The following is a 25,927-nucleotide window of genomic DNA, read 5'->3' as shown; positions in this document are numbered from 1 at the left end:
TTTTACTGTCGCCTTTTTTACATCTCGGAACTCAAGAAAATGGGCGATATGATCAAGGTTCAGTTGCCCATTTTTTACAGCAATGAGTTGTTAACCCAATGCAGCAGCCTGCATGATTAGGCCACAGATGTAAGCGCCGTATGTACCGAGTGCGTAACCAAGTACAGCCATTAGAATACCTACTGGAGCTAATGCTGGGTGGAACGCTGCCGCTACGATAGGAGCCGATGCAGCACCGCCGACGTTAGCTTGGCTACCTACTGCCATGAAGAACAGTGGTGCACGGATTAGCTTTGCCATCAAAATCATGATAATCGCGTGGATGGTTAACCAAGTGATACCGATGAAGAAGTAGCCTGGGTTATCCAAGATAGCTGTGATATCCATCTGCATACCAATAGTGGCAACTAGGATGTAGATGAATGCAGAGCCCACTTTAGATGCGCCACTGTGCTCAAGGCTGCGTGTTGATTTGAAGCATGAAGCAATGAGTGCAAACGTAGTCACCATTACGATTAACCAGAAGAATCCAGAAGTCAGGCTGTATTGCGCCAGTTCAGGAGCATTAGTTGAGATCCATGGTGCGATAATGTCGCTAAAGAAGTGTGCTAAGCCCGTAAGGCCAAACGCAATCGCAGTGATCTTCATTAGATCCGTTGTCGTCGTCGGACGCGCGTTTTCTTCTTGGTACTTAGATACGGTTTCTTTTAGGTCTTCGATAGATGAAGTATCGGCTTTTAACCATGCATCAATCTTCTTCTGACGACCTGCCATGATAAGCAATATTGCCATCCAAATATTGGCACAGATTACGTCCACAGTAATCATCGCAGAGAACAACTGATCGTCAACTTCAAATACTTCTTTCATTGCAGCTTGGTTTGCACCACCGCCAATCCAAGAACCTGCCACCGTTGTTAGACCACGCCATACATCACCCGATACAAGGCCAGGATTTATTTGGTCGATGATCAAGATAGCCAATGGGCCGCCAATGATAATACCGACAGTACCGGTTAGGAACATGATGACGGCTTTTGAACCTAGTCCAAAGATCTTGCGCAGATCTGCAGAGATGATCAGTAGAACGAGTGCACTCGGAAGTAAGTAACGGCTTGCAACAAAGTACAGTTTAGAATTCGAAGCATCGATTATGCCGAAGCTGTTTAATAAAGAGGGAACAAAGTAACAAAGCAATAGACCCGGAACGAACGAGTAGAATTTTTTCAAAGCGCTATTTTGGCTATTTTCAGAAATGAAAACGGCGCCAAGAATTACAGCTAACATGCCCATTATTACAGCATCATTAGTAATCATTATTATTATCTCCTTTGAGGTGGGCGCAAACGCCTCACTTTTTGAAGTGCAGGACTATACCGATAAGCACGATTCGTTACAAATTGTAACGATAGACATACTTTGAAATATTTATGTTAATTTTTACGAGTAGAATTTGTAAGTGTGATGTCTCATTTATTTGGGTGGTGAATGCTTATGTGGCCGGTTGTAAGCTGGAGTTCGATATATGCAATGTAACTAAAACCATAGAAAATGGACGTTATGCATTAGCTATAGATTGAGTTGGTTAAACTTTCCGCACAATAGCCATTCGACTTGTATGGTTTATATGTCGAGGAATGTTTCAACAATGTAAAAATTGAATTCATTTTTACAGAGCGATGAGAAATTAAAAATAATGGGTAGATCACATAAATCCTAAAGATCGCCGAGTTTAGCACGCTCTACCTAGTTAGCCGGTGCCCTGTTCGAGCTGTAGGTAAAGGTATGGGCAAAGAAAAAGCGGCATGAGAGCCGCTTTATGAATTGGTATAGAGAATGGTTAGCTAGAACTTGCTTAGGACTCCTCTTCCTCAAAGCCGTCTGCATAACCTTTTGGCGGTGGTGTCCAGCCACGTTCGGAGCGAGAATGCTTGTCTGAACGGTCTTTTTTCATGTCTTCTTTCATCGCTTCTTCCAGGTGAATGAAGATCTGTCGGTAGTTATTGTCGTAGCGTGGATTTTCTTCGGCTTCAGACCAAGCTTGATAAAGCTTTTCAGACTTACGGCTCTCAACGCGTTGATAAGTCGATTTTTGCTGCTCGACGAAGAATGGGTGATGACCCAAAGAACGCAAGGCTTCAGCGCCCATTTCAAGAGCAGAATGGTAGGTCTCTGATTCAACAAAGTCTGCCCCCGCTTCTCTTAGGCGATAACTATGACCTCGGTCGAATGCACGCGCTAAGACTTTCACTTTAGGGTAGGTGTGTTTAACGTATTTCACTAATTCAACGCTTGAGTCTTGGTTGTCGATTGCCACTACTAGCATCGCGGCTTCTTCGATTCCGGCGGTATGCAATAAGTCGTGACGAGTCGCATCACCAAAGTAAGATTTGATATTGATAGAGCGCAGCAAGTCTACTTGGTTCGCTTGGTGATCCAGAACCACCGTATTGACATCGTTCGACACCAACAAGCGGTTAACGATTTGACCGAATCGACCAATGCCCGCAATGATTACGGTGCCTTTCTCTTCTATGGTATCTTCTTCGCGGTCGTTAGATTTTTGTTCGTAACGAGGAAGAATCACTTTATCAAATAGAATGAACAGCCCTGGTGTTAGGAACATTGAAAGTGCCACAACCAGCGACAATGTTTGGACGATGTCAGCAGGTAATACGTGGTTTTGAGCTGAGAAGCTTAGTAGTACAAAACCAAACTCACCGGCTTGCGCCAAGCTCAGTGTAAACAGCCAACGGTCACTGTTTTTGATTTTGAATATCAATGCCAACGTAAATAGCACCAAGGCTTTAAGAAGCATAACGCCAAGGGTGAGGCCAATGATCAAACCAAAGTCGTTGAATAGAACATCAAAGTTAATGCCTGCACCTACGGTGATGAAGAACAAGCCAAGTAGCAGCCCTTTAAACGGGTCGATATTGGACTCAAGTTCGTGGCGGAATTCACTGTTCGCTAAAACCACACCCGCAAGGAAGGTACCCAAAGCCGGAGATAGGCCGACTAGGCTCATCAGTGCAGCAATGCCAATCACCAACATCAGTGCGGTTGCAGTAAAGATTTCACGCAGGCCTGAGCTTGCCACGAAGCGGAACAATGGACGACTCAAGAAGTGTCCGCCGACCACAACAATCGCAATAGATGCTGTGATCACAAGGCCATAAGCCCAACCGGGTAGGCCAGCGACGAGGCTTAACTCTTCATGGTGATCAGAAGCCGAAGCAACCGCGCTTTGTGCAGCTTCAATTAATTCTGGCAAGGAAAATAGAGGGATAAATGCCAACATAGGAATGACGGCAATATCTTGGAACAGTAGGACTGAGAAAGCGTTCTTTCCGCCTTCTGTTTTGGATAGCCCTTTTTCGTTAAAGGTTTGGAGTACAATCGCGGTAGATGACAGTGCGAAGATCAAACCGATAGTCAGTGCGATCGTCCAAGGCTGCCCAAAGAACTGTGCAATTCCCATCACGATAGCGGTCGTACCACCAACTTGAAGGCCACCAAGTCCCATCAATCGGTTTCTCATCGCCCATAGCATCTTAGGTTCAAGTTCAAGCCCGACTAAGAACAGCATCATCACTACACCGAACTCGGCAAAGTGCTGGATGGTTGTTGTCTCTTCGCCAACCAATCCAATGATGGGACCAATCACAACGCCAGCGATTAAGTAGCCGAGAACTGATCCAAGTCCAAGTCTTTTGGCAATAGGGACCGCAATCACGGCTGCAATTAAATAGATAAATGCTTGTAGAAAGTATCCCGTCATTATTTAACCTCTGCCATCAATTCTTCCACAATATGGTTCAACTTTTCTGCCTTGTTGGCTCTTTTGATGTTGATATCACCTGCAACCAAGGCCTGTAAAAGCGTTCTGTAGCTATCGACATGTTGTTGAATACGGTTTTCTTCTAAAGCGGTACGAGATCCAAAAAGCGCAAAAGGCGCAAGATAGTTCATCCCACATAAAGACGCGGTTTGTTCAATTGGGTGAAGCAGTTCTCGAATAGTGAAGTGGTTGTAGCCATCACTTTGGTAAGCATCCTTTTTACCGCCAGCAGTGATGCAACACAGTAAGCTCTTACCTTGTAACTCGTTGCCATCGGTTCCATAGGCGAAGCCATACTCTAGAACGAGATCTTGCCACTCTTTGAGAATTGCCGGTGTGGAGTACCAATATAAGGGGAACTGAAAAATGATGATGTCATGGTCCAATAGGCGTTTTTGCTCACGATCGATGCTGATCTTGAACGTTGGATATTCGGCATAGAGGTCGACGCACGTGACACCGTCAACGCGTTTTGCTTGCTCAAATAACGGTTTGTTTGCTTCAGAACGATGTTGAGAAGGGTGTGCGAATAGCACTAAAACTCGATTTTTCGACATATAGCCCTCTTTGTATATAAACGAATAATACCTATTGAGATTATAGATATACAATAATAGAAGAATGCTTGAAGAACAACGAATTAGCTAATAGTGATTGTTTTTTCATTATCTCATTTCGTATAGTTTACCTTGTTTTAAGGCACTGTATTGTTTATACAATTCAATACTTCGAAAGGATATGAGCTTGTAAAACTAAATATTCGTTAATAATAAAAGCTAACATTTTTACTTTATGTCACCTTAACGTTAGAACGAAACCATTCGACAACTTTTCATACAATGATAACGAATAAAGGAAAGAGTATGAGTACAGATCTGCGTCAACAATGTGATTTTTTGCTTTCTGGTCACTTAGAACCAACTCCGGCACAAACATTCGCTCAGATGGCTCACTGGTGTGAAACAAATAATGTTACTCACGATAGCTACGGTGATGGCGAGTTTATTGAGAGTTTTGAAAAGAAAGTGGCAGATCTGCTCGGTTATGAAGCGGCTGTGTTTGTTATTACGGGCACCATGAATCAACCGACTGCACTAGAAATTGCGTGCCAAGAGAGAAGAAACCCAGTAGTGGCGATGCATGAATCGAGTCATATTATGCGCCATGAACGCCAAGGGTATCAGCTTCAAAATCGTTTTAGTGTTCTTCCTGTCGGTAACGTATTCCGCACTTGGAATGTCGATGACTTAAAGGCATGGCCTGATGAAATCGGAGCCGCATTATATGAACTGCCGATGCGAGAAATTGGTGGGCAGTTACCCGAATGGGAAGAGCTTGAGGCGATTAAACAGTACTGCAAAGAGCAATCGATTCACCTTCATATGGATGGTGCGCGTTTGTGGGAATGCGGCGCCTATTACCAAAAGTCATACAGCGAGATTGCTCAGGGCTTCGATAGTGCTTATGTTTCGCTGTACAAAGGTCTCAATGGCCTTGGTGGTTCGTTATTGTTGGGCGATAAAGCCTTTGTAGCGAAAGCATCTGCGTGGATGAAGCGCCAAGGTGGCAATGTTTATCACCGAACGCCTTATGTGGTTTCAGCAGCAATGCAGTTTGATGAGCGATTAGAGTTGATGCCATCACTGTTTGAGCGAACAAAACAGATCTACCAAATCTTATTAGACTATCCTCAGTTCACTGTTAATCCGCAGCAACCGCAGGTCAACATGCTTCACCTATATTTACCTGTGAGCTATGAAGACGGCATTATTGTGAGAGATAACATAGCGAAGAAACACAAGATTTGGATAGGAAACCCAGCGATCAGTGAGTTGCCAAACCAATGTAAGATTGAATGGTATGTAGGGGATAACCTACTAAATTTGCCTGATCATGAGCTGATAGACATTCTAGATTTTATTAGCGAAGAGCTGGCTTAAGAAGAACTGATCTAATTGGAACTGAAATGGATACAGGAAAGGGTTCTTATATCCATTTATATAGCTAGGATGTCCGGCTCTGTTACATATACTGGTTGATGTACACATCAACTAAGAACATGAACACTGGAACAGTGCTGAGAAGTCCGAAGAAGACGATTGGCACCCAGTTTTTCATTTTCTTTTTAGGTTGCTCAGTGTTATTCATAAATTCGGCCTTAAATTCGTTGTTGAGTCTGTTTAGCTTTTTGGTACTAAAAATCTAAGTGTATGGTATCAAATAAATGGGTTTAGCCCTATGTAGATTTAGAGAACCGTGGTGTATATCAATCACATAAAATGTAAGTGATTCATAAACGGTTCATAAAGGTTCAACAATAATGAACCTATTACAACAATCATTGCCTTACTCGGCATATTAAATCAATAGCATTCAAAGATTTGGAGAATACAGAATGAAAACAATAGGAAACATCATTTGGTTTCTGTTCGGTGGCGTATTTATGGGACTAGCTTGGTGGTTCTTCGGACTGCTCGCATTCCTAACCATCGTTGGTATTCCATGGGGTAGAGCATGTTTTGTTATGGGTAACTTCTCATTCTTCCCATTTGGTCAGGAAGCGATTTCGCGTGATGAGCTAACCAATGAAATGGACATCGGCACGAGCCCGCTAGGTGTGATTGGTAACGTTATTTGGTTCTTATTTGCGGGGATCTGGTTGGCGATTGGTCACATCATGTCAGCAGTAGCGTGTTTCATTACTATTATAGGTATTCCGTTTGCGATTCAGCACCTTAAGCTCGCGGTTATCTCATTGGCGCCAATCGGTAAAACCGTTGTCGACAAGCGTGAAGCAGAAGCGGCACGAGTAAGAAACTACAAGGGTTAAGACTACAGTTTAAGCCTTATATAGAACTGAAAAAGCACATCACATGATGTGCTTTTTTGTGCCTCGTTTTCTATCTAACGATGCCCCAATCTCACAAACACTCACTAGACATTGTTGAACAAGACTTCAAGCCTAAGGGTGATGTTGGCTTCTTCGGTGTGTTTCTCATGAGGTTCTCGTTCCCATTGATAACGAGGGATGAGTTCGTAGAACAGCCACTCTTTCCATACGTTTTGTCGGTAGGTAACCGAAACCTGAGCGTATTCGTAATGATTATGAGGCTCATCCGTTGCATTAATCGTGGCGCTATATTGAAGTGCTTGGTCTTGGGCAAGGTAGTGATACAAGGTTAGCCCTGTACCATAGTTCCAACCTTTAAGGTCGTCGTTATATCCTGCAAAGCTTGACCATCGAGCCAAGAAATCATCACTTAAAGAAAGATCAAAGTCGATGTCGGTGATCTCACCAGTCTCTTGTTTTTCTTGATACACACGTTGGGTTAGCCGGAATACTGCATCTGTGGTGAGCGGGTAGGTAAAACGATAGCGAGCCTCTATTCTTGGGCGTAATGTCGCTTTGATATTGAAACTACTGTAACCCTTGGCATAGGCGTCATAACGAAGGCCAAGTGCATTTTCTAACTCTTCAGAATCTTGTGGGAAGAAGTCTAAGAATTCTTCATCGCCAACAGACTCGTAGATTAGCTTAAGCCTTTTGCTGACAAAGGGTAAATGCAGGCGTGCGTTGAGCTTGGTGGAATAATCCACGTCACCGCCCTCAGAATAGATGAAATCATTATACCAACGTACAGAGGTTCCGGCTCTGGCGTCCTCGGTAATACGGTCATCCACAAAGAAGTTATCGAACCATATTGCGGGCTGACAAAACTTGCTGTTTAGGTAGTGGTAAGCTTTTTCGACGCGCGTGTCTTCTAACGGTTGGCTGTGACACTCATCCTGTTCCTCCGCGAAGGCAGAGTGGGAAACGAGCGATGCTAATAATGAGGAGTTAACTATCCAACGACTCAATGGAACCTGTTTGTCATTCTATGTATCAATAGTTTGACTATAACTAAGCAGTTATGACAATGCGACTTTTAAAGAGATTTATCTTAATCAGTGGCTATTCAAAACAGAGACTTGAATAACATATGGCAGGTAAAGAAAACGGGCTCAGTAGGTGAGCCCGTTTGTCGATAAGTTTATAAGTGACTTAATGGCAGATTACATTGCCGCTTCGAAAATCGCAGAGATTTCTTCGTGGGTCGCTTGTTTAGGATTAGTAAAACCACATGCGTCTTTCAGTGCGTTGTCAGACAGAGTAGGGATATCTTCTAGCTTCGCACCAAGTTGCGCGATACCTGTTGGGATGTTCACGTCATTTGCTAGTTGAACAATTGCTTCGATCGCAGCTTCTGCACCTTGCTCTGGTGACATACCTTCAACGTTAACGCCCATTGCTTTTGCAACATCACGTAGACGCTCAGGACAAACTTGCGCGTTGTAGCGTTGAACGTGTGGTAGCAAGATAGCATTACACACACCGTGTGGAAGATCGTAGAAGCCGCCTAGCTGATGCGCCATCGCATGAACATAACCTAGTGACGCGTTGTTGAACGCCATACCCGCCATGAACTGTGCGTAAGCCATTTGTTCACGTGCTTCAATGTCTTCGCCGTGCGCTACTGCCGTTCTTAGGTGAGCTTGTACAAGTTCAATGGCTTTAATCGCTACAGCGTCTGTAATTGGTGTCGCTGCGATAGAAACGTAAGCTTCGATTGCGTGCGTTAACGCATCCATACCAGTTGCAGCAGTTAATGATGCAGGTTTAGCAAGCATCAACTCAGGATCGTTTACTGAGATAAGCGGTGTTGTGTGCTTATCAACGATAGCCATCTTAATGTGACGAGCTTCGTCAGTAATGATGCAGAAACGAGTCATCTCAGATGCCGTACCAGCCGTGGTGTTGATAGCGATCAATGGCATCATTGGCTTTTCAGATTGGTCTACGCCTTCGTAATCTGCAATCTTGCCGCCGTTAGAAGCAACCAGAGCGATACCTTTTGCACAGTCGTGTGGAGAACCGCCACCTAGAGAAACAACAAAATCACAATCGTTGTCAGTCAGCAATTCTAGACCATCGTTCACGTTAGTGATGGTTGGGTTTGGTTGAGTGCCGTCGAATACAACTGCGTCTACGCCACGCTGGCTAAGAAGGTCTTGTACCTGCTTAACTACGCCAATTTGATTCAGGATCTTATCAGTAACGATCAGACCTTTTTTAAAGCCTTGAGACTGAATGCTATCAGCAGCATCCTTCAGACAGCCAGTACCCATGAAGTTGATTGTAGGGATGTAAAATGCAGTAGACATTGGAAAACTCCGTTAATTATTATTTTTAATTTCCTACATGTTGTCGGCATTCAAGTGGTCGACCATTGATCTGGAACAACTTTGATTCCGAACTACCACTTTGTGGCTAGTCGTTGTGATAGGGCTCATATAGCAATCGTTTTCATGGTTTTTGGCTGTGTTCTTTGTCAGTAGTGATTAGCGATAAATTGGCTCCACCAAGAGCAGAATGGTGCTCTATAACAATGAAAATTAAGGTTTTTCATTGAAAGCTGTTTTGGTTAGGCTGGTGTCGACGTTTTATCGGAGTCATCACTGCACTCAATTTGAGGATCTTGCGACTCTTCAGACTCAAGGGTGTCTTCTGGCTCCTCGTCATAGTATTTGACAAGAAATGGGGTGAGCATGACAGATGACGGTAAGAAGTGCTTCATAATACCTCCCGGTACTTAAATGTATTTCTTGTATGGTATTGGTTTAATATGTGGCAAAATTTGCGATACATCATGACTTGCTGCTTGTTTTCTATAAATTATTAGATTTATATACAGGCTCACAGATTTACGAGTAAAGTGATTGCCAGCCTACAAGGCGAAGAGAAAAATTAAGCAAAACTACGATAAAAACAAACACAGCACTGCTCAACAACGCGAATAACAGGACAGAAAATGAAGTACGATTGGATATTCTTTGATGCGGATGAAACCTTGTTCCACTTTGATGCTTTTCAAGGAATGAAGCTGATGTTCTCCCGTTTTGGTGTGGACTTTAGTGAACAGGATTATTCGGTTTACCAAGAGGTTAATTTACCACTTTGGGTAGATTATCAAGATGGCCGCATTACGGCAGCTCAACTGAAGCACGCGCGTTTTGAAAGCTGGGCAACAAAGTTAGAGACAACAACAGCAGAACTAAACAGTGCATTTTTGACCGCAATGGCGGATATCTGTTCTCTGCTCCCAGGTGCAAAAGAGTTGATGGAGTCTTTAAAAGGCAAAGTGAACATGGGTATCATCACGAATGGGTTTACCGAGCTGCAATCTATACGTTTAGAACGCACAGGCATGACAGATTACTTTGACCATGTGATCATCTCTGAAGAAGTCGGTGTCGCGAAACCAGACGCTGAAATCTTTAAACATGCACACAAGCTTGTTGGCTTACCAGCAAAACAACGCGTATTGATGGTCGGAGATAACCCGCATTCAGATATTTTAGGCGGCTTGGATTTTGGTATTGAGACGTGTTGGTTGAACAGCCAAGAGAAAGCGACGCCAGCAGGAATTAACCCTCATTATCAGGTCAAGTCTCTGGCTGACCTGCAAGCACTTTTGTTGGCATAATTGCTAATTGCTAATTGCTAACTGCTTTTAGAATTTTGAGTAAATGATTGATAGCCGAGTACAGTTATGTGCTCGGCTACTTATTTTTACTCACTGCAACTTATCGATAGTGGTGTTTAAGCCTACCTTTGCTTAAGCTCGCTTTGATTACCTAATTACAATAAAGAGAAGGAAGAGGCGTGCTGAAATCTCATCGCCATAGCTGCTACGGCATTGCTGCCATTTTACTTTGGAGCTGCTTAATCGCGCTGTCTCGTAGCGTATCAGAACAACTGGGCCCAATTGGTGGCGCCGCCAGTCTTTATACAGTGAGCTCACTGTTGTTGGTCTGTGTTATGGGGTTACCTAAGCTGTCGCGGTTTTCTAAGTCATACCTGGTGATTGGTGGTGCTCTGTTCGTTTGTTATGAGATCTTCTTAGCTCTGGCTTTAGGGATGGCAAACAACCGACATCAAGCCTTGGAAATGGCCGTTATCAACTACTTATGGCCTGCATTGACGGTATTATTTGCGGTGCTGCTGAGCGACAAGAAGATTAACTGGCTGGTTTATCCAAGTATCTTCTTGGCATTCTTTGGTGTGGCTTGGAGCATCAGCGGTGACCAAGGTCTCTCTGTCGACCAAATTGCTGCCAACATTGCGACCAACCCTAAAACCTATTCTATGGCGTTTTTCGGCGCGATTATTTGGGCGGTTTACTGTAATTACACTCAGAAAGTGGCGAAAGGGCAGAATGCGATTGTGTTGTTCTTTATCGCAACGGCAATCACCTTGTGGATCAAATACGCATTGAGTAACGAAACCGGCATGGTGATGACAACCAGTGCTGCGATTGACTTAGTGTTAGCCGGTGTGTGTATGGGCGCAGGTTACGCACTTTGGAATACCGCGATACTTGGCGGCAATATGGTCTTCCTAGCGACCATGTCTTATTTCACGCCTATTTTTGCGACCTTACTGTCTTCTATGATTTTGGGTTTGTCACTGAGCATGACGTTTTGGCAAGGCGTTTGTATGGTGACGATTGGCTCTTTAGCTTGCTGGTGGGTAACCAGAGACAAAAAGCCGACGGTTACGGCGTCGGCTTCTAAAAAGGTTCAATCAGAGTCTTAGTTAACCAGAGGTTGATGGGTTAATTCTTGTTTTTTTTTAACTCTCGATTCTTAACTCGCGATATTGAGATTCAATTGAAGCTCATAAGGCATCTTCGATAAGCGTCGCTTAAGTTGGCGGCGCGTACGTTCAATATCATCAACCGCAATTGCATCTTGGTCATTGGTATGAATATCAACGTTGATTCTTAGCTCAGGACCAACCTTAGTCACACCCATCAGCTCCAAATCTTGCTCCGCTTCTTTGTCTACCGCGACAACGTTCTTATCTACCGCATCACAAATATCTTTGTTTGCCGACATCATAAGCAGTTCGCGCATGGCTTCACGTAACATGTCGAAAGGCACTTTGATGAAGTAGAAAGACATTAGCAACATCATCATTGGGTCGGCATACACTGCGTATTCTGCAAGCGGAGAAAAAGTAATTAACCAAGCCGCTACGAAACCCGCTGTTACCGCTACACTCAGTAGCGTATCCATCTGCCACTGCTTAGATTCAGCCTGAATCAGACCTGAAGAAATACGTTTGCTCTTATTCGCGATGTACCACCAAGCGTAACCACAACCCAACACGTTGAAAATACCAAACAGAGTTGCAATAGAAGCATCAACTTCACGGCCACCCGTCATTAGGGCACCAATCGCAGAGTAAAGTGAATAACCAACCACAAGAAGAATCACAACGGCTTTAATCGCAATCACAATCGGCTCGATGATAGCTCGACCGAACGGGAACTCTCTATCTGAAGGGCGGTTAATGTATTTTGAAGCAGCTAGTGACAATAAAGTTAACAGTAAGCTGATAAGAGAATAGACACCGTCAAATACTATGACCAGAGAGCCAACGAGAAGCCCCAACACCAATCCGCCAATTGCGAAGCCTGATGCTAAAAGGGCTGAGAACAATAGTACTCGATTTTCGTTTTGGCTTTTCCTGTCACACATAATATTTTCCAGATGTTTTTGATAACTTCATTGTTCTAATAATGAGCTAACTTTACAAACTTTATCTGATGATGTTTATATGTCTTATTTAATTCGAACATATAAATCAATAAAATTCAGTGACTTAAGGTTAGGGCGTGGTGTCAATAAAGTTGACGTTGAGTGTTTTTTGGTGATGGTGTGCAACTGAAATAGGATCGTTTATGATTAATAAAACACATTAGTCGCTAAGGTCTTATTGGTCTTCTAGATTTGACTGCGACTGCGATGGACAAGGAGTGAATCAATATGAAGTTTGACGATATCAGTGATAACGAGTTGTGGGTGATTGCTAACCCGATCATGGATAATCTGATGGATGGTTCAACCAAGGTCGATCATGAACAGCACTGTCGAAACTTTACTCAAAGGATGAAAGACATTGTTACGCCGGAATATTTAGAAAAGGTGTGTCACCATTATCAGCACAGTAATGGCTTTTTTGCTGAGCGAGAGCAAGTCGCGCTGTTTAGACGTTCAGACTCCATCGCTTTTGTGTGGAAACAAGCTTACACCATCGCCAAAGGCGAGTTTGTCGCCGAAATGGTATTGGTTGAAGAAGACGGACGCTACTTAGTGGATCACGTGATGGTTTTCTAGAGCAAGACTTAAGTATGGAGTAAAAGTCGTCCGTCTAGAAATCAAACAAATAATCACTAAGCTGGTCGGCCAACCAATTCATTCCTGGGTGCTCTGCCATGCCAGCCGCGGTAAACATACAGTAGTCTTCTTGTGTTAAACCGTAGGTGTGTTTGATCACGGCAAGCTCTTGTTCACGCAGTAAATGGCGAATCAATGGCTCAGGCATTACGCCCCATGCTTCTTCACGTAGAATCGTATCCAACATAAAGTCGAAGCTAGAGAAGCCAATGTAACGACGCGAGAAGGGCTCAAGCTCAGGATTATCCTTTTCATTAAGATAAACCATGGTTGCTTGCATCGAATTTCTCAGTACTTCATCAGACACTCGTCGCATCGCACTCAAATCATGTCCTTTCTTACATACAGACATCATTCGAATCTTACCAAGCGGGTTGTAGATAATTCTTGGGTCATCGACGCGTTCGTAATCGACACCAAATGCGAAGTCGACTTGCTGAGTTTCAACTAGGTTAGCTAAGTCACCGCTCGATGCGAGAACGAAGTTGAATGAGGTAGAAGGGTACTTGTTATTTAAGGCGTGAGATAAGTCCTGCCACATTTCATCGGGTAGGGAGTCATCTCGTGCTATCCAAATTTCTGCGTTGAATTCGCCCGAAACATGCAAGCAGGTTTGTTTAATACGCGCGGCTGTCACCAACATGCCTTCGCAATCTTTGTAAATCGCTTTACCCGCTTCTGAAAGCTCAACGTGGTTTCCGCTGCGGACGAACAGCTCGACATCTAACTCTTTTTCCAAGGCTTTAATCGACATGCTGAGTTTGGTTCGGTTGCATTCTAACTGGCGTGCAGCTTCAGAAACTGATCCTAAATCAGCAACGGAACAAAAGGCTTGGACTTGAGAAAGGTTCATTTCATTTCCATATTGAGCGGGGGTCGGTGCATATTATCTGAATATTGTGCTGACTATCTTAGAAATAGTCCATCTTTGCATGATAACTCTATGACGAATTGACTAATTTGGTTTACTCTGGGGAAGTTCCGAACCTACAAGAAGTAAAGATGGAGGCCATGATGGCGAAACAATGGGACGAATACGCCGTTGATTGGGATAAAGATCCCGCAACCGCAGTATTCGCACAATCCGTATTTGACCAGTTAACACAGCTCGTTGATTTAAACGGAACCCGTGTCCTTGATTTTGGTTGTGGTACAGGACTACTCAGCCAGAAAATATCTCCTTTAGCAAAAGAGATCATCGCACTTGATATCTCTGAAGGGATGATTGAAGAGTTAGATAAGAAAGAGTTACCTAACGTTGAACCGGTAGTTGATATTTTATCGCGCGGACTTGCAGCGCAGCATCCAGCATTCAGAAACCAGTTTGACCTAGTGGTAGCCTCTTCGGTGTGTGGTTTTATCCCGAACCTACAAGACACAGTCAGTCTGATTTACACGCTGCTTGAAAACGACGGTACGTTTGTACACTGGGATTGGTACTTGGAAAGCGACAGTGAAGACTACGGTGTAAGCCAACAGCGCTCAGAAAATGTATTGAGTGCAGCGGGCTTTGCAGTAGTTGAAGTCTCTACACCGTTCTCGATTGACACTCCACAAGGAGAGTTAAAGGTATTAATGGGTGTTGGACGTAAACAAGCGCTTCCAGATCTGTAATCGTGTGTATGCCTTGAGCTAGCATTCAGAATGCTCATTTAAACTACTAAACCCACATTAACGACTCTAACGTCAGTTATGTGGGTTTTCTCTTTTTGGCGCTATCGTTTTAAACAGAACGAATTAGCGCTTTCTCATTTCTTCACTACTAACTCTGGTTTCTCTATTTCTCTGTTTCTCATCTCGCTCATAGAAAACTCAACACCGCTAATTTACAAATTATTTATTTCCATTCTGGAAATGTAGTCTTGCATACATTTCATTAGTGGAAATATAACGGTGAGATATAAAATAAGCCCATAACAACACTAAGGGTTTAATCATGAGCCACCAATCTGCGTCATCTACTTCTTCACCACTTTCAGAGCAACAACAACGCTTTAGCAATATCATTTCAGATGCCAACCTGTCACCAAAACAGAAGTCGAGCTATCTTGCCTTAGAAGCTGAAGCCAGCTTACCGTATATGCCGGTAAGCAAAGAAGTAGAGCAAGCCTTACAACAAGGTGTGCTGTGTGACATGTTTGAAGGGCACGCCCCATTTAAGCCGCGCTATGTACTTCCAGATTATTCTAAATACTTACATCAAGGCTCAGAGTATTTAGAGCTTAGCGCGGCAACCAACTTCGATGAAGCATTGAACATGCTTACCATCCTTTACCACCATGTTCCGTCTGTCACTTCAATTCCGGTTTACCTAGGTCAGTTGGATGATGTGTTGATGCCTTTCGTGGGCGACTTAACAGAAGAGCAGGTATACCAAAAGATTAAGCTGTTCTGGATCATGTTGGATCGCACACTGCCAGACGCCTTTATGCATGTGAATATCGGCCCGACAGACAACATTATCTGCCGTACGATTTTACGTGTAGACGCTGAATTGAAGCAGATCGCGCCAAACTTAACCTTTATGTACGACCCAGCCGTGACACCTGATGATCTACTTCGTCATGCGGCGAGCAACATCTGTGAATGCAGTAAACCACATATTGCAAACTATCCAGCGCATGCCGAGGCTTACGGCGATAAGCGTTTTGGTATTGTGAGCTGCTACAACTCTCTGCCGTTAGCGGGTGGTTCAAACACCTTGGTGCGTATGAACCTTAAGCAAGTGGCGTTGAAGTCTGAGGACAGTGCTGATTTCTTACAACAAGTACTGCCGAACTACAGTGGCATCATGGTTGAGTTGATGAACGCTCGTAGCCGCTTCTTGCATGAAGAGTCTAACTTCTTCGAAGGTTTCCTGACCAAAGAAGGCCTTATCGAAGAAGATCGCTTTGCGCCAATGTTTGGTATTTATGGCATGGCGGAAGCAGTCAACATCTTGATGGAGAAAGAGGGCCAAGCAGGGCGCTATGGTCACGATGAACAGGCAAATCAGCTTGGTCACCGTATCTCCGAAAAACTGGCTGAGATCGTTGAACGCTCTGACGTGAAGTATGGGTTAGAAGGTAAAGCTCTGCTGCATGCTCAAGGCGGTATTAGCTTAGATGAAGATGTGACGCCGGGTGTCCGTATTCCTTATGGTACCGAACCGGATCCTGTCTCTTACGTTCGTGCAACCGCGGGTCACCATAAGTTCTACACCTCGGGCATCAGTGACATTCTGACCATCGACGAAACAGTGAAATCTAACCCTGAAGCGATGTTTAACCTGTGTAAAGGCGCGATTCAAGCGGGTTACCGAGAGTTCACGGCTAACGTTGCATCAAATGATTTGGTTCGTGTCACGGGTTACATGATTAAGCTATCTGACATTGCCAAATATGACGAGCAAGGCTCACGCACCAATACCACCTTTTTAGGTGCCGAAGCTGCGAAGAACACGGGCATATTAGAGCGTAAACCACGCGTGGCGAGTTTAGAGATGTCGCCGACATACGAATAGCTTTAACGTGCGTGCGTTATGTGTATGGTGCGTTTCGAATACGAACAATGTGAATTATGAAAATTTCTGATCTAACAACTCAAATGGCTAGGGTTAAAAATAATAAGGCAGAAAAACAAGCGAAGGTCAGCCGTGTGCTGACCTTTTCTTGTGTTGATGGCCCGGGAAACCGCTTGGTGCTGTTTCTTCAGGGCTGCAATTTTGATTGTATTACTTGCCACAACCCCCACACAATCAATCACTGTAACCATTGTGGTGACTGCATTAGCGGCTGTCCAAGCCGTGCTTTAAGCATGGTTGATGGCAAAGTGAAGTGGGACCCAGCAGCTTGCACCAACTGCGATAAGTGCATTGATATCTGCGACCATAAGTCGAGCCCGAAAATTACCACAATGACGGTCTCAGAGGTTCTGGAGCTTGTCAGGCATAATCAGTTTTTCTTGAGTGGCATTACCGTTTCTGGCGGTGAAGCGACCATGCAGTTGCCGTTTATCATAGAGCTATTTCAAGCGATTAAAAGCGATCCGCAATTGGCACACTTAACGTGTTTTATTGACAGTAACGGCTCGTTGCCTCAACAAGGGTGGGAGCGAGTATTACCTTACCTTGATGGCGCGATGATTGACCTAAAATCATGGCAATCTGAAACACACCAATGGCTAGTAGGTAGAGGAAACCATCGAGTATTTGAAACCATTAACTACTTAGCAGATAAAGGAAAACTGCACGAAGTTAGGTTGCTACATATCCCAAATAAAAGCGATCTTGAGGACGAAATTGAACAAGTGGGGCGTTACTTGAAGACTCTACCAAGTGATATTCGAATTCGGCTGAATGCGTTTCAGCATCATGGTGTCATTGGCGACGCGTTAGATTGGCCGAAATGCACCGAAAAACAGATGCAGAGCTTTCACGATAAGCTCTACACCATAGTTCAAAGACCGATGCAAACTCCTGAGGTTTATACCTAGTCTTTAGATTTCTTAGGCGGTCATCAGGCTTCTAAGAACGTTAACTTTCTAAAGATATTAAGTCTCTAAAAATATTAAGCTTCTAAAAACAGGTCACACAACCATTTGATCGCTTGATCATTCATGTTGGGTTTATTCCACACCAAGCTGTACGCCACCTTACCGTAATCAAAAGGCAAGGGCTTGCTCACTAAGCCCTGAGCTTGTTTAGCATGCTCAGCCCACTGTTTAGAGCAAGTGAACAGGAAAGGTGTGTGGTGACACAACACAGCCGCAGCGCCGAAGTCCGCGACCGATATTGCCATCTCTCTTGGTTGGTGGCATTGAACCAAGTTTTGTTCAAAGTAAGGCTGAGACAGTTCGTTATCTAAAATCCCAATGTGCTTGTAATCTAAGTAGCCTTCTACCGTCAGTTCTTGCTGAGCGAGAGGGTGGTGTGCGCCCATCAAACAAACCATTTCATCTGGAAGAATTGTTTCCCAAACCAGCTCTTTGTTATCGGTCGGCGGCTGAGATATATCATGAGGCAACAAGATCAAATTGACCTTGCCACTGAGTAAAGCATCGAAGCCGAGCTGTTGTTTCGAATAGATGTTGAGCTTCGCGTTTGGCGCCAGTTCAGTAGTGATTTTACTTATCTTAGAGGCAAATACTTCGAAGGTACTTTCACGCATCGAAAGTGAAAAACTGCCTTGGTACTCTTGAGGGGTAAAACTCTTTTGATGAAGCAGTCCATTCATGCTTGAAAGAATTGCGTGAACAGTGGGCGCTATCTTCAGAGCAAAGGGAGTCGGGATAAGCTTGGTACCATCTCGATAGAAAAGCTCATCATTCAGGATGTCACGCAGCTGAGACAGGGTTTTGCTTACACTCGAAGGGCTGACACAGAGTTGCTCTGAGGTCTGAGTGACGCTGTGGGTGTTCAGCATAATATGAAGCGCAGTGAGGTGCTTAAGGCTCACCCTAGATAAGTGTAAGTAATCCATTTATGACTCACGCATTCAGATTGGCTTGTGATTTTGCATGAACGACAAAATCGAACAAGCCAAATTGGATAAAGGTTATTTACGAGCTAGCTTATGGTGCGCTCGTGAAAAGTGGCCTGCGCAAAATGCGCCCACAATCGATAGTTCACCCGCTAAACACAGTGCAGCACAAACTTCAGCTAGGGCTTGTGATTTACCGTTACCATGCAGCCCAAGTAAATCTAAACAGGCTTTTTGACTTGGCAAGCCAGTACCACCGCCGACAGTCCCAACCATTAAGTTAGGCAGTGTCACGCTAGCGTATAAACCGCCTTCTTTGTTGAGTTCCATACGCGTCATACCAATCGCTGACTCGGCGACACAGGCCGCGTCTTGGCCACAAGCGATGTAAAGTGCCGCCAGTGCATTCGCATAATGGGCGTTGATACCGATAGTGCCGCTCAAAGCGCCACCGACTGTGGTCATTTGGCCAAACTGGACCATCTTCTCTGGTGTCGTGTGTAGGTACTTCGCGACAAGCTCTGCAGGGATATTAACCTCAGCAGTTACCTTTTTGCCACGAACGCTGCGCAAGGTTTGGGTATTGGCTTTCTTATCGCCTGACAAGTTGCCATCAAGGAAAGCATGGTCAGGCTTAACTGGCGTATTTTCGATGATGTACTCAAACACGGCATTGGTTGCGATGGTCACCATATTCTGACCAGAAGCGTCTCCGGTTAGAAATTCGAACACCAAGTAAACATGGTTACCTTCGATGTTGATATTAATGTCGGTCAGCTTGCCGTGTGATGTTGTTGATTCTGCCAAGATCTTGAACTGGTCATACTGAGTCACAGCCCAAGCCACAAACTGTCCGGCTTCAACTAATCCTTGAAATGCAAAGCCAGGAGTACGTGTTACGCCTTCATTGAGCAACATAGCACTTGCGCCACCACAAGCCGTAATCAGCTTAGAACCACGGTTATAAGACGCGACAAGCGCAGCTTCTGTGGTCGCGAGTGGTACGAGGTAATCGCCCGTAGCAAATAGGCCATTGACTCTTAAAGGGCCAGATATTCCCACAGGGACTTTAACGGTGCCAATAAAGTGCTCAATGTTTTTCTCATAAGCTTGGAACTGACTTTGTGTATGAGGGTCGAGCAGTTCTTGCTGTGAATCTGCATTATCGAGCGCTGTCCAGCGACGTGTGAGATTCTTTTCTGTCAGATAGGGGCTAGGTGTCAGCTTATTTACTGGCTTTTCAAAATGAGGCTGAAGCTTTTTTTCTAATTCGTCTGCGGAGATGTCGCCTCCTAAAATAGAAACATAGTCACGGCGATGCAGATTTAGTTTTGGCATAAATAGTATGAAGTAAAGTTTGTGCAGCAAATTGGTTTGCGCTGATTCTACCGAGTAATAAACCAGAAACAAGCGCCTGATATAATGAGTTACAGTTTGTGTGGTTGTTGAAGCAAAAAGCAGCGAAGTTTCGCGAAATATAGGCTGTATTTGAGCGAAATTTAGATATGAATGTCGAGAAGGCTACCGATGGCTTCGTTTTGACGATCAACCACACTTGCACCAACGCGGTTATAACTTGCGCTTTGTGTCAGTTTAATCAGGGAATCGGTTGAAGATGAAGCAGGTTCAGGTTCTTTGTCTTTAAAGGAAATGGCTTGTTCAGGCTCTATTTGATTAAAGCTGAGATCGCTAGCTTCGAAAGTGTCGTCGGATTCTAGAGCGTGTTTGGAGGCTTGGTTGAGCTCGATTGCGGCTTCTTCAGCCATGTTGGTGGATTGCTGAATAATGGCGTAACCAGATTGAATACCAGATATCGACATATCAGAACCTTTTATTGACGTATGGAATGAGTCTAGGCGGACGATATTTTGAGCGCAATGGTGAACAGATGAAATTTACGGTGAAAATGTGAACTTAAGCTAAATTAGTGATGTCTGTCTATTAACTGAACAGGTCATTTAGCGCGTTTAACTCTTCATCAGTAAGCAAAGAAGGCTTCTCTGTTTCGAGGTTGCCGTCGATCTCACCCTGAAGTGCTTTTAATTGTTGTGGGCTAAGAAGCTGTATTTGCTGCTTAAATGCTTCAAATTGCTGTGTATTCATAGTGTGACCTTTGTTCAAATTCATATGCTCTTTAGAGCATAGCCTACTGATTCAGGAAATCAAACAAGATTAAGTGAATTTTAAATGATGTTTGAAGTTTCTTGAAACTAAGACAACTATAAATTCCTGTGGTCGTTTTTTGTCCGAGAAATGTTAGGAAAAGTTAAGGCTTGGTCAATCAAAGTCAGAAGATTCCTACAATGTAAAAACGCCTTCAACCCTTGTGGCACAAGGGTAGGTAAGTAATTTCTCTACCCAATTAGGGGTATGGGTAAAGCAATGTATAAATATTTGTGATGATCAAAAGATAAGCAATTGGCGTTATCTTTTTGTTTTTACGGTATTTTGTTTGTTGCTCAAGAAGCTTCTGTTTCAAACGACTTGTCGATCTTAACCTTAACTGCAAACTTGGTCGCTAAGGTATGCAGTTCTGGAAGCATGCGATAGATCAAATGGAGCTGTTGTAGAACCATTTTGACAGAATTCTCATCTTCTTCTCGCCATTCACTCAAACGTTTATCCAGCTCCGGGTCATAAGCGTTTTTCACTTCACAATGCTCTTTATGAGAATAGAGCTGATCATTTAGAGCGTCGAGATGCTGGTGGATTACTCTGTGCGCATCTAGCACCAGTTTGTGTGTCGCTTCATCATCAATACGCGTTCTGTGAGCACCCAGAGCCGAGATATAGCTAAGCAGAGCATGATTGAGTGTTAAGAATCGGAAGCTCTCATCTTCAGAGGTACGGTACTTACCCGGTTCAACCAACATGCTACTGATGGCGGCAGTCAGGTTTGCGTCATTATTATGAGCGCTCCGACGAGCGATACGATAGTTTAGGCTATCTTTCTTACCGACACGGTATTGGCCGATGATCTGAGCGAGATAGTTCTTGTTGGAATCGAGCGCATCCGCCATCACTTTGTGCAGTCGCTTCGATTGCCAATCAGGCAACACATAAATGACAGCAAGCACGGCGAGAGCACAACCAATAAAGGTATCCGCTAACCTTGGCAATACTACCGCGTAGCCTTCACCTAATTGGTTAAAGCAGAAGAGCACAAGCAGTGTGATAAAGCCGGTCGCAAACCCGTAGTTATTGATTCGAAACGCAAAGAACATCACGCCACTGATCACAATGAACACTAATTGGCTCTCTTGCGACGGGAAGAAAGTCAGTAACGGTACTCCGATCAATAAGCCTGCGACCGTGCCAATGACACGCGCCGTCAGTTTTTGACGGGTTGCACTGTAGTTTGGCTGACACACAAACAGTGTCGTCAGTAGAATCCAATAACCTCGTTCGATATCAAAACCCTGGATAATCCCGTAGCCCAGCGTCAAAGTGATCGCCATGCGAATCGCGTGGCGGAATAGCATAGAATCGGTGTGCAAGTTAGCTTTGATCTTGTGCGACATTGCCGTCAAAGTATGAGGGTTGGTATCGTTCAATACACCTTCTTCAATCTTCTCTGCATCTGGGTTGCTGATATTCGAGAGCTGTTTTTCAACGGTTGCTAGGTTATTGAATAAGTAATCCAACTGGTTCAGCAGTGATTTCCATTTAGGATTATTCTGTTGGTGCAGATGATTGAGCGAAGACATCAGCTCATCGAGTGCCAATACAGACTTGTCACCATGCTGGTATTCAGCGCCAACTTTCAACGAGCTCGCCACTTCTTTACACGCAGTGGCCTGCGCTTCCAGTAGATACTTAAATCGAAACAACACGTCAGAGCGTTCAAAGTGTTTTGCTAGCTCTTGATAACGATAATGGCTTGAGCTTACGCGTTCATGAATATCTTGTGCGATAAAGTAGGTGTTAAGAAATCGGTCACTAGGGCCGTCAATGTGTCCGCGCTTAGAGCGGTTAAGTAGCGTCGCCTTACACATGTTGAGTGCGTTAACGGTACTCGCGTTGAGTTTGGCTTCAATGATTCGGTGTGGCTGGGGAATCAAGTCAGAAACGGGGTAGAAGAGTTCCGCTTTTGAATCGATGTAGTTACCGATTTGATCGAATACCGTGGCTAAGTTTTGCTGCACGGGTTGCATTGGCCACACTATCTGCCAAATCATCGACATGAAGTAGTACCAAGCGGCGCCAGTTAACAGTAGAAGCGGTTGAAACCAAAGGTTGGTGCTCTCGTGTGCACCAAGCATGGTATAGATGGCAACCAAGAGAGAACCAAACGCGATACTCGCGTATTTAGGGCCAATTGCCCCGAGAATGATAAAAAAGAAGGTTGAAACAAAAAGCCCTATCGCGAACAGCCAAGGCGTATCGAAGAGAAGCTCAATAGAGAAAGCCGCAACGGCGAAACAGATAAAGGTCAGCGTGAGTGCTTTCAAGCGCCCGGTAAAGCTGTCATCACTTTCCGCAAGAGCCGCAGCAATAACGCCTAAGATCAAAGGCGTGATCAGTGTGTTTTGTCCATAATACCAAGCAGGCACCACCACGCCGAGCAGAGTGATGAGAATTAATACGCTGTAATTTATGGTTTTATTCGCCCAATAGAGGCGTAATTTGGCTGAAAAGTCCACAGTCGCTCACTTGACACACTAAAAACCATAATCCTAACAGAAATCAAGCACAAGAATTTGATACTTATCCATAATTGCCCGTAGGTGGTCATGAAAGCGTCGATAAGATATGAGATATTATTAATTCTCATTGCATCATGATATAAATTCAATATTCCCAATTAAGAGCACACTCCAATGCAGCTAAGCGCTAACAAGACTGCACAGTTTTTTATTCAAAATGAATATCATCAGGTTGAACTTGATGGTCCACGCTTGCTGTTATCTTCAGTAGGCAGTGAAGAGCGTATCCCATTTACTATTTGGAGTGGCAAGATCGCGATAAAGCGCGGATTGTTCTGGGGATCGCTACAATTTTTTGCTAATCAACAAGATGGAACACAGCGCAGTTGGTTAGTACAAGGCTTACCTTGGGATCAATGCCGTCAATTTGCACGCGCGTCAGTTAGTGCTTATCAGAAGTGGCACGACACTCAATGTGAACAATTGGCTGAACACGTACCTCAGTGGGAAGCTGAATTAACACGTCTTGAGCAATTACCAGCCTTTCTACCGCATTCTAAGGTCAACACTTGGGTTGATATGGTCAACTCAGGCTTAGAGAGTATGACAATGACGCTAGAAGAGGCCGCACAACGCATGCCAAACCGCATCGCAAGAATGCAGCCATGGTTATCTGAAACGGAAATCAAGCAAGCTGAAAGAAACCAGCAATGGCTAGAGACCGAGCGAAAAAACTGGGAAGTGTTGTTTGCGCAATGTGAGTCGTCACCACTGAACTTATCGCAGCAATATGCGGTTTTGATGAATGATGATCACAACCTTATTTTAGCGGGTGCAGGCTCGGGTAAAACCAGTGTTCTAACGGCTCGCGTCGCGTATTTACTGCAAAGCCATCAAGCTCAAGCTGAAGAGTTGCTATTGCTCGCTTTTGGTCGTGAAGCGGCAGAAGAGATGAAGCAACGTCTCGACAGCAAAATTGGTTTATCAGCAGAGAAGGTGCAAGTCAGCACTTTCCACCAGTTGGGTTTAAAGATACTGAATCAAGTTGAACCCGAACGTGTGGTTATTTCTCCTTTAGCGCTCGATGACAACCAACGCCAAGCATGGTGCATTGATTGGTTGAAGAAGCACTGGATGACACCGACCAACTTTAAACGTTGGCAAAAGCATTTGTCTAAATGGCCAATCGCTTATTTAACCGGTGACGATGAGCTTGGTAGCCACGTTTCAAACCTCAAATTGATCGGTTGGCTTGAAAAGCAGCTAGAACAGTTGAATGCGTCGGGTTTAACCAAAAAAGAAGTACAGCAACAGCTGATTGATCACCGAGACTATGCGCGCCTCAACAGCGAGCTTTCACTGTGTTGGCCATGTGTAACCGCGTGGCAAAAGGAGCTGAAAGAACAGAATCATATCGACTTCTCAATCATGATCAGCCGAGCGACTCAGTATGTCGAGAAGGGCAAGTTTATCTCACCTTGGAAGTTCATCATGATCGATGAATACCAAGATATCTCACCTGATCGTCTTGCCTTGGTTGAAGCACTGTGTAATCAGTCTAAAGCCGAGCATCAAGCCTCTATTTTTGCAGTAGGCGATGACTGGCAGTCGATTTATCAGTTTGCGGGTGCGGATGTGGATTTGACCACGGGCTTTAAGGATCGCTTTGAAAGCTCGACCATTCATCACCTAGATACCACTTATCGCTTTAACAATCAGCTAGGTGCAGTTGCCAATCGCTTTGTACAAGAAAACCCAATTCAGATTCCGAAAGAACTGAACAGCTTCAAGCAACAAAAGCAGAAGGCGGTGTACAGTGCGCCAAGCAAAGAAGTTGAGAAGATTCTTGATCAACTGAACCGTCAATCCAAAGGCAAAACCAATAAATCGGTGTTGCTACTTGGACGTAATCATTACCACAAGCCAGAGTTGTTGGAAGATTGGAAGAAGATCTTCACCTCCATTGATATCAAGTTCATGACTTGCCACGGCAGTAAAGGTAAAGAGGCGGACTTTGTCATTATTCTTTGTGTTGATGAAGGACAGTTCCCGACCAAGAAAAAACAGCTGCATATTGATGGCGCATTGACTGAATCATCAGACGCGTTCCCTTATGCGGAAGAGCGTCGTTTGTTCTATGTAGCAATGACGCGGGCAAAAGAGAAAGTATGGATCACGCACAGCGGTGACGGTTCTGGCTTTGTGCAGGAGCTGCATGGTTCTGATTACCCAGTTGTTTGTAAAAAGTGATGTTACTTGACTTGATTGTCTAAGATTAGATCTTCAATCCCTGCCCTAATATCACCAGGCAGACGCATAAAGCATAAGGAATTTGCTATGGAACACGGCTCTATTAACTACATTGAATTTGCTGCGAAAGACATCGCCGCAACTAAGGCGTTTTTCAGTCAAGTGTTTGGTTGGAGCTTTGAAGACTATGGCCCTGAGTATTCTGCGTTTGAAGGCAAAGGCTTAATGGGCGGCTTCTATTTGGCGGATCTGGCGTCGAATACGGATAATGGCGCGGCGCTGATGGTTTTTTATAGCCAAGATCTTGAGTAAACCGAGCGCGATGTAATTGATGCTGGTGGTCAGATAAACCGTGAGATCTTTAGCTTTCCCGGCGGCAGACGTTTCCATTTCAGAGAGCCAAGTGGCAACGAGATGGCAGTGTGGAGCGATAAATAGAGAGACTCTCG

23 protein-coding genes and 1 pseudogene are annotated in these 25,927 nt (G+C 44.3%); 10 read left to right on the top strand and 14 right to left on the bottom strand.

Annotation, left to right across the window (positions count from 1 at the left end; translation table 11 throughout):
• Window positions 1-90: 90 nt before the first annotated feature.
• The 3 genes from AB6D58_RS06330 to AB6D58_RS06320 form a co-directional block, all read right to left on the bottom strand.
• Window positions 91-1,317 carry a DUF819 domain-containing protein gene (locus AB6D58_RS06330; protein WP_372156783.1) on the bottom strand — a complete coding sequence of 409 codons (1,227 nt, stop codon included), beginning with the start codon at window positions 1,315-1,317 and terminating at the stop codon, window positions 91-93.
• 538 nt (window positions 1,318-1,855) lie between these two features.
• Entirely contained in the window at window positions 1,856-3,781 is a 1,926-nt protein-coding gene (locus AB6D58_RS06325; RefSeq protein WP_372156781.1) for a monovalent cation:proton antiporter-2 (CPA2) family protein, read from the bottom strand.
• Window positions 3,781-4,398 (bottom strand): NAD(P)H-dependent oxidoreductase, encoded by a 618-nt coding sequence (locus tag AB6D58_RS06320; RefSeq protein ID WP_010428887.1) that lies wholly within the window; start codon window positions 4,396-4,398, stop codon window positions 3,781-3,783. The genes AB6D58_RS06325 and AB6D58_RS06320 overlap by 1 nt, the downstream gene beginning before the upstream one ends.
• A 306-nt stretch (window positions 4,399-4,704) precedes the next feature.
• On the opposite strand from AB6D58_RS06320, the gene AB6D58_RS06315 reads away from it, so the two are divergent.
• The gene (locus AB6D58_RS06315) at window positions 4,705-5,781 is read left to right on the top strand and encodes a low specificity L-threonine aldolase (RefSeq protein ID WP_372156780.1); all 1,077 of its coding nucleotides are present in this window, start codon (window positions 4,705-4,707) and stop codon (window positions 5,779-5,781) included.
• An 82-nt stretch (window positions 5,782-5,863) separates the two neighbouring features.
• Here AB6D58_RS06315 and AB6D58_RS06310 read toward each other — a convergent pair whose 3' ends face one another.
• Complete coding sequence (locus tag AB6D58_RS06310; protein WP_017060906.1) at window positions 5,864-5,989, bottom strand: hypothetical protein; 126 nt, start codon at window positions 5,987-5,989, stop codon at window positions 5,864-5,866.
• 247 nt (window positions 5,990-6,236) lie between these two features.
• Between AB6D58_RS06310 and AB6D58_RS06305 the strand changes: the two genes are divergently transcribed.
• Window positions 6,237-6,671: a YccF domain-containing protein gene (locus tag AB6D58_RS06305; RefSeq protein WP_004730224.1), complete on the top strand. Its 435-nt coding sequence runs from the start codon at window positions 6,237-6,239 to the stop codon at window positions 6,669-6,671.
• A 104-nt stretch (window positions 6,672-6,775) separates the two neighbouring features.
• Here AB6D58_RS06305 and AB6D58_RS06300 read toward each other — a convergent pair whose 3' ends face one another.
• The 3 genes from AB6D58_RS06300 to AB6D58_RS06290 all read right to left on the bottom strand — a co-directional run bounded on the left by AB6D58_RS06300 (window position 6,776) and on the right by AB6D58_RS06290 (window position 9,456).
• The gene (locus AB6D58_RS06300; RefSeq protein ID WP_029235256.1) at window positions 6,776-7,699 is read right to left on the bottom strand and encodes a hypothetical protein; all 924 of its coding nucleotides are present in this window, start codon (window positions 7,697-7,699) and stop codon (window positions 6,776-6,778) included.
• A 195-nt stretch (window positions 7,700-7,894) separates the two neighbouring features.
• A complete protein-coding gene (yiaY, locus tag AB6D58_RS06295) occupies window positions 7,895-9,043 on the bottom strand; it encodes an L-threonine dehydrogenase (protein WP_372103250.1) in 1,149 nt (382 codons plus the stop codon).
• A gap of 260 nt (window positions 9,044-9,303) precedes the next feature.
• On the bottom strand, window positions 9,304-9,456 hold the full coding sequence (locus tag AB6D58_RS06290) for a hypothetical protein (protein ID WP_017066574.1): 153 nt from the start codon (window positions 9,454-9,456) through the stop codon (window positions 9,304-9,306).
• A 234-nt stretch (window positions 9,457-9,690) separates the two neighbouring features.
• Here AB6D58_RS06290 and yjjG point away from each other — a divergent pair, with 234 nt between their 5' ends.
• Window positions 9,691-10,365, top strand: a complete 675-nt coding sequence (yjjG, locus tag AB6D58_RS06285) for a pyrimidine 5'-nucleotidase (protein ID WP_372156778.1) — start codon at window positions 9,691-9,693, stop codon at window positions 10,363-10,365.
• Between the two features lie 179 nt (window positions 10,366-10,544).
• The gene (gene yddG, locus AB6D58_RS06280; protein WP_372156776.1) at window positions 10,545-11,477 is read left to right on the top strand and encodes an aromatic amino acid DMT transporter YddG; all 933 of its coding nucleotides are present in this window, start codon (window positions 10,545-10,547) and stop codon (window positions 11,475-11,477) included.
• A 50-nt stretch (window positions 11,478-11,527) separates the two neighbouring features.
• Here the strand turns inward: yddG and AB6D58_RS06275 are convergent, their stop codons facing one another.
• On the bottom strand, window positions 11,528-12,424 hold the full coding sequence (locus AB6D58_RS06275) for a cation diffusion facilitator family transporter (protein ID WP_372156773.1): 897 nt from the start codon (window positions 12,422-12,424) through the stop codon (window positions 11,528-11,530).
• Window positions 12,425-12,712: 288 nt separating this feature from the next.
• On the opposite strand from AB6D58_RS06275, the gene AB6D58_RS06270 reads away from it, so the two are divergent.
• Window positions 12,713-13,063: a hypothetical protein gene (locus tag AB6D58_RS06270; protein WP_372156770.1), complete on the top strand. Its 351-nt coding sequence runs from the start codon at window positions 12,713-12,715 to the stop codon at window positions 13,061-13,063.
• 34 nt (window positions 13,064-13,097) lie between these two features.
• On the opposite strand, the gene AB6D58_RS06265 is transcribed toward AB6D58_RS06270, so the two are convergent.
• The gene (locus AB6D58_RS06265; RefSeq protein WP_016797108.1) at window positions 13,098-13,976 is read right to left on the bottom strand and encodes a LysR family transcriptional regulator; all 879 of its coding nucleotides are present in this window, start codon (window positions 13,974-13,976) and stop codon (window positions 13,098-13,100) included.
• Between the two features lie 161 nt (window positions 13,977-14,137).
• Here AB6D58_RS06265 and AB6D58_RS06260 point away from each other — a divergent pair, with 161 nt between their 5' ends.
• The 3 genes from AB6D58_RS06260 (at window position 14,138) to AB6D58_RS06250 (ending at window position 17,596) form a co-directional block, all read left to right on the top strand.
• Window positions 14,138-14,737 (top strand): class I SAM-dependent methyltransferase, encoded by a 600-nt coding sequence (locus AB6D58_RS06260; RefSeq protein ID WP_017064785.1) that lies wholly within the window; start codon window positions 14,138-14,140, stop codon window positions 14,735-14,737.
• A 322-nt stretch (window positions 14,738-15,059) separates the two neighbouring features.
• On the top strand, window positions 15,060-16,625 hold the full coding sequence (locus AB6D58_RS06255; protein ID WP_102332917.1) for a YjjI family glycine radical enzyme: 1,566 nt from the start codon (window positions 15,060-15,062) through the stop codon (window positions 16,623-16,625).
• Between the two features lie 56 nt (window positions 16,626-16,681).
• Window positions 16,682-17,596, top strand: coding sequence for a YjjW family glycine radical enzyme activase (locus AB6D58_RS06250; protein WP_372156768.1), 915 nt, complete (start codon window positions 16,682-16,684; stop codon window positions 17,594-17,596).
• A gap of 74 nt (window positions 17,597-17,670) precedes the next feature.
• Here AB6D58_RS06250 and AB6D58_RS06245 read toward each other — a convergent pair whose 3' ends face one another.
• The 5 genes from AB6D58_RS06245 to yccS form a co-directional block, all read right to left on the bottom strand.
• A complete protein-coding gene (locus AB6D58_RS06245; protein WP_017060895.1) occupies window positions 17,671-18,582 on the bottom strand; it encodes a LysR family transcriptional regulator in 912 nt (303 codons plus the stop codon).
• Window positions 18,583-18,657: 75 nt separating this feature from the next.
• A complete protein-coding gene (locus AB6D58_RS06240) occupies window positions 18,658-19,920 on the bottom strand; it encodes a hydroxymethylglutaryl-CoA reductase (protein ID WP_029235254.1) in 1,263 nt (420 codons plus the stop codon).
• A 161-nt stretch (window positions 19,921-20,081) separates the two neighbouring features.
• Window positions 20,082-20,402: a hypothetical protein gene (locus AB6D58_RS06235; protein WP_017060893.1), complete on the bottom strand. Its 321-nt coding sequence runs from the start codon at window positions 20,400-20,402 to the stop codon at window positions 20,082-20,084.
• Window positions 20,403-20,523: 121 nt separating this feature from the next.
• A complete protein-coding gene (locus AB6D58_RS06230; RefSeq protein ID WP_017064780.1) occupies window positions 20,524-20,709 on the bottom strand; it encodes a hypothetical protein in 186 nt (61 codons plus the stop codon).
• A 332-nt stretch (window positions 20,710-21,041) separates the two neighbouring features.
• Window positions 21,042-23,225, bottom strand: coding sequence for a YccS family putative transporter (gene yccS / locus AB6D58_RS06225; protein WP_372156765.1), 2,184 nt, complete (start codon window positions 23,223-23,225; stop codon window positions 21,042-21,044).
• A gap of 177 nt (window positions 23,226-23,402) precedes the next feature.
• Between yccS and helD the strand changes: the two genes are divergently transcribed.
• The gene (gene helD / locus AB6D58_RS06220) at window positions 23,403-25,478 is read left to right on the top strand and encodes a DNA helicase IV (RefSeq protein WP_372156763.1); all 2,076 of its coding nucleotides are present in this window, start codon (window positions 23,403-23,405) and stop codon (window positions 25,476-25,478) included.
• A gap of 87 nt (window positions 25,479-25,565) precedes the next feature.
• Window positions 25,566-25,916 (top strand): annotated as a pseudogene (locus tag AB6D58_RS06215) (VOC family protein).
• The last annotated feature ends 11 nt before the right edge of the window (window positions 25,917-25,927 follow it).

This window comes from Vibrio sp. 10N.239.312.D08 (assembly GCF_041466145.1).
Taxonomy (GTDB): Bacteria; Pseudomonadota; Gammaproteobacteria; order Enterobacterales; family Vibrionaceae; genus Vibrio; species Vibrio crassostreae_C.
Note: the sequence above shows the minus strand (reverse complement) of the source record. Positions and strands in the feature narration are given on the sequence as shown.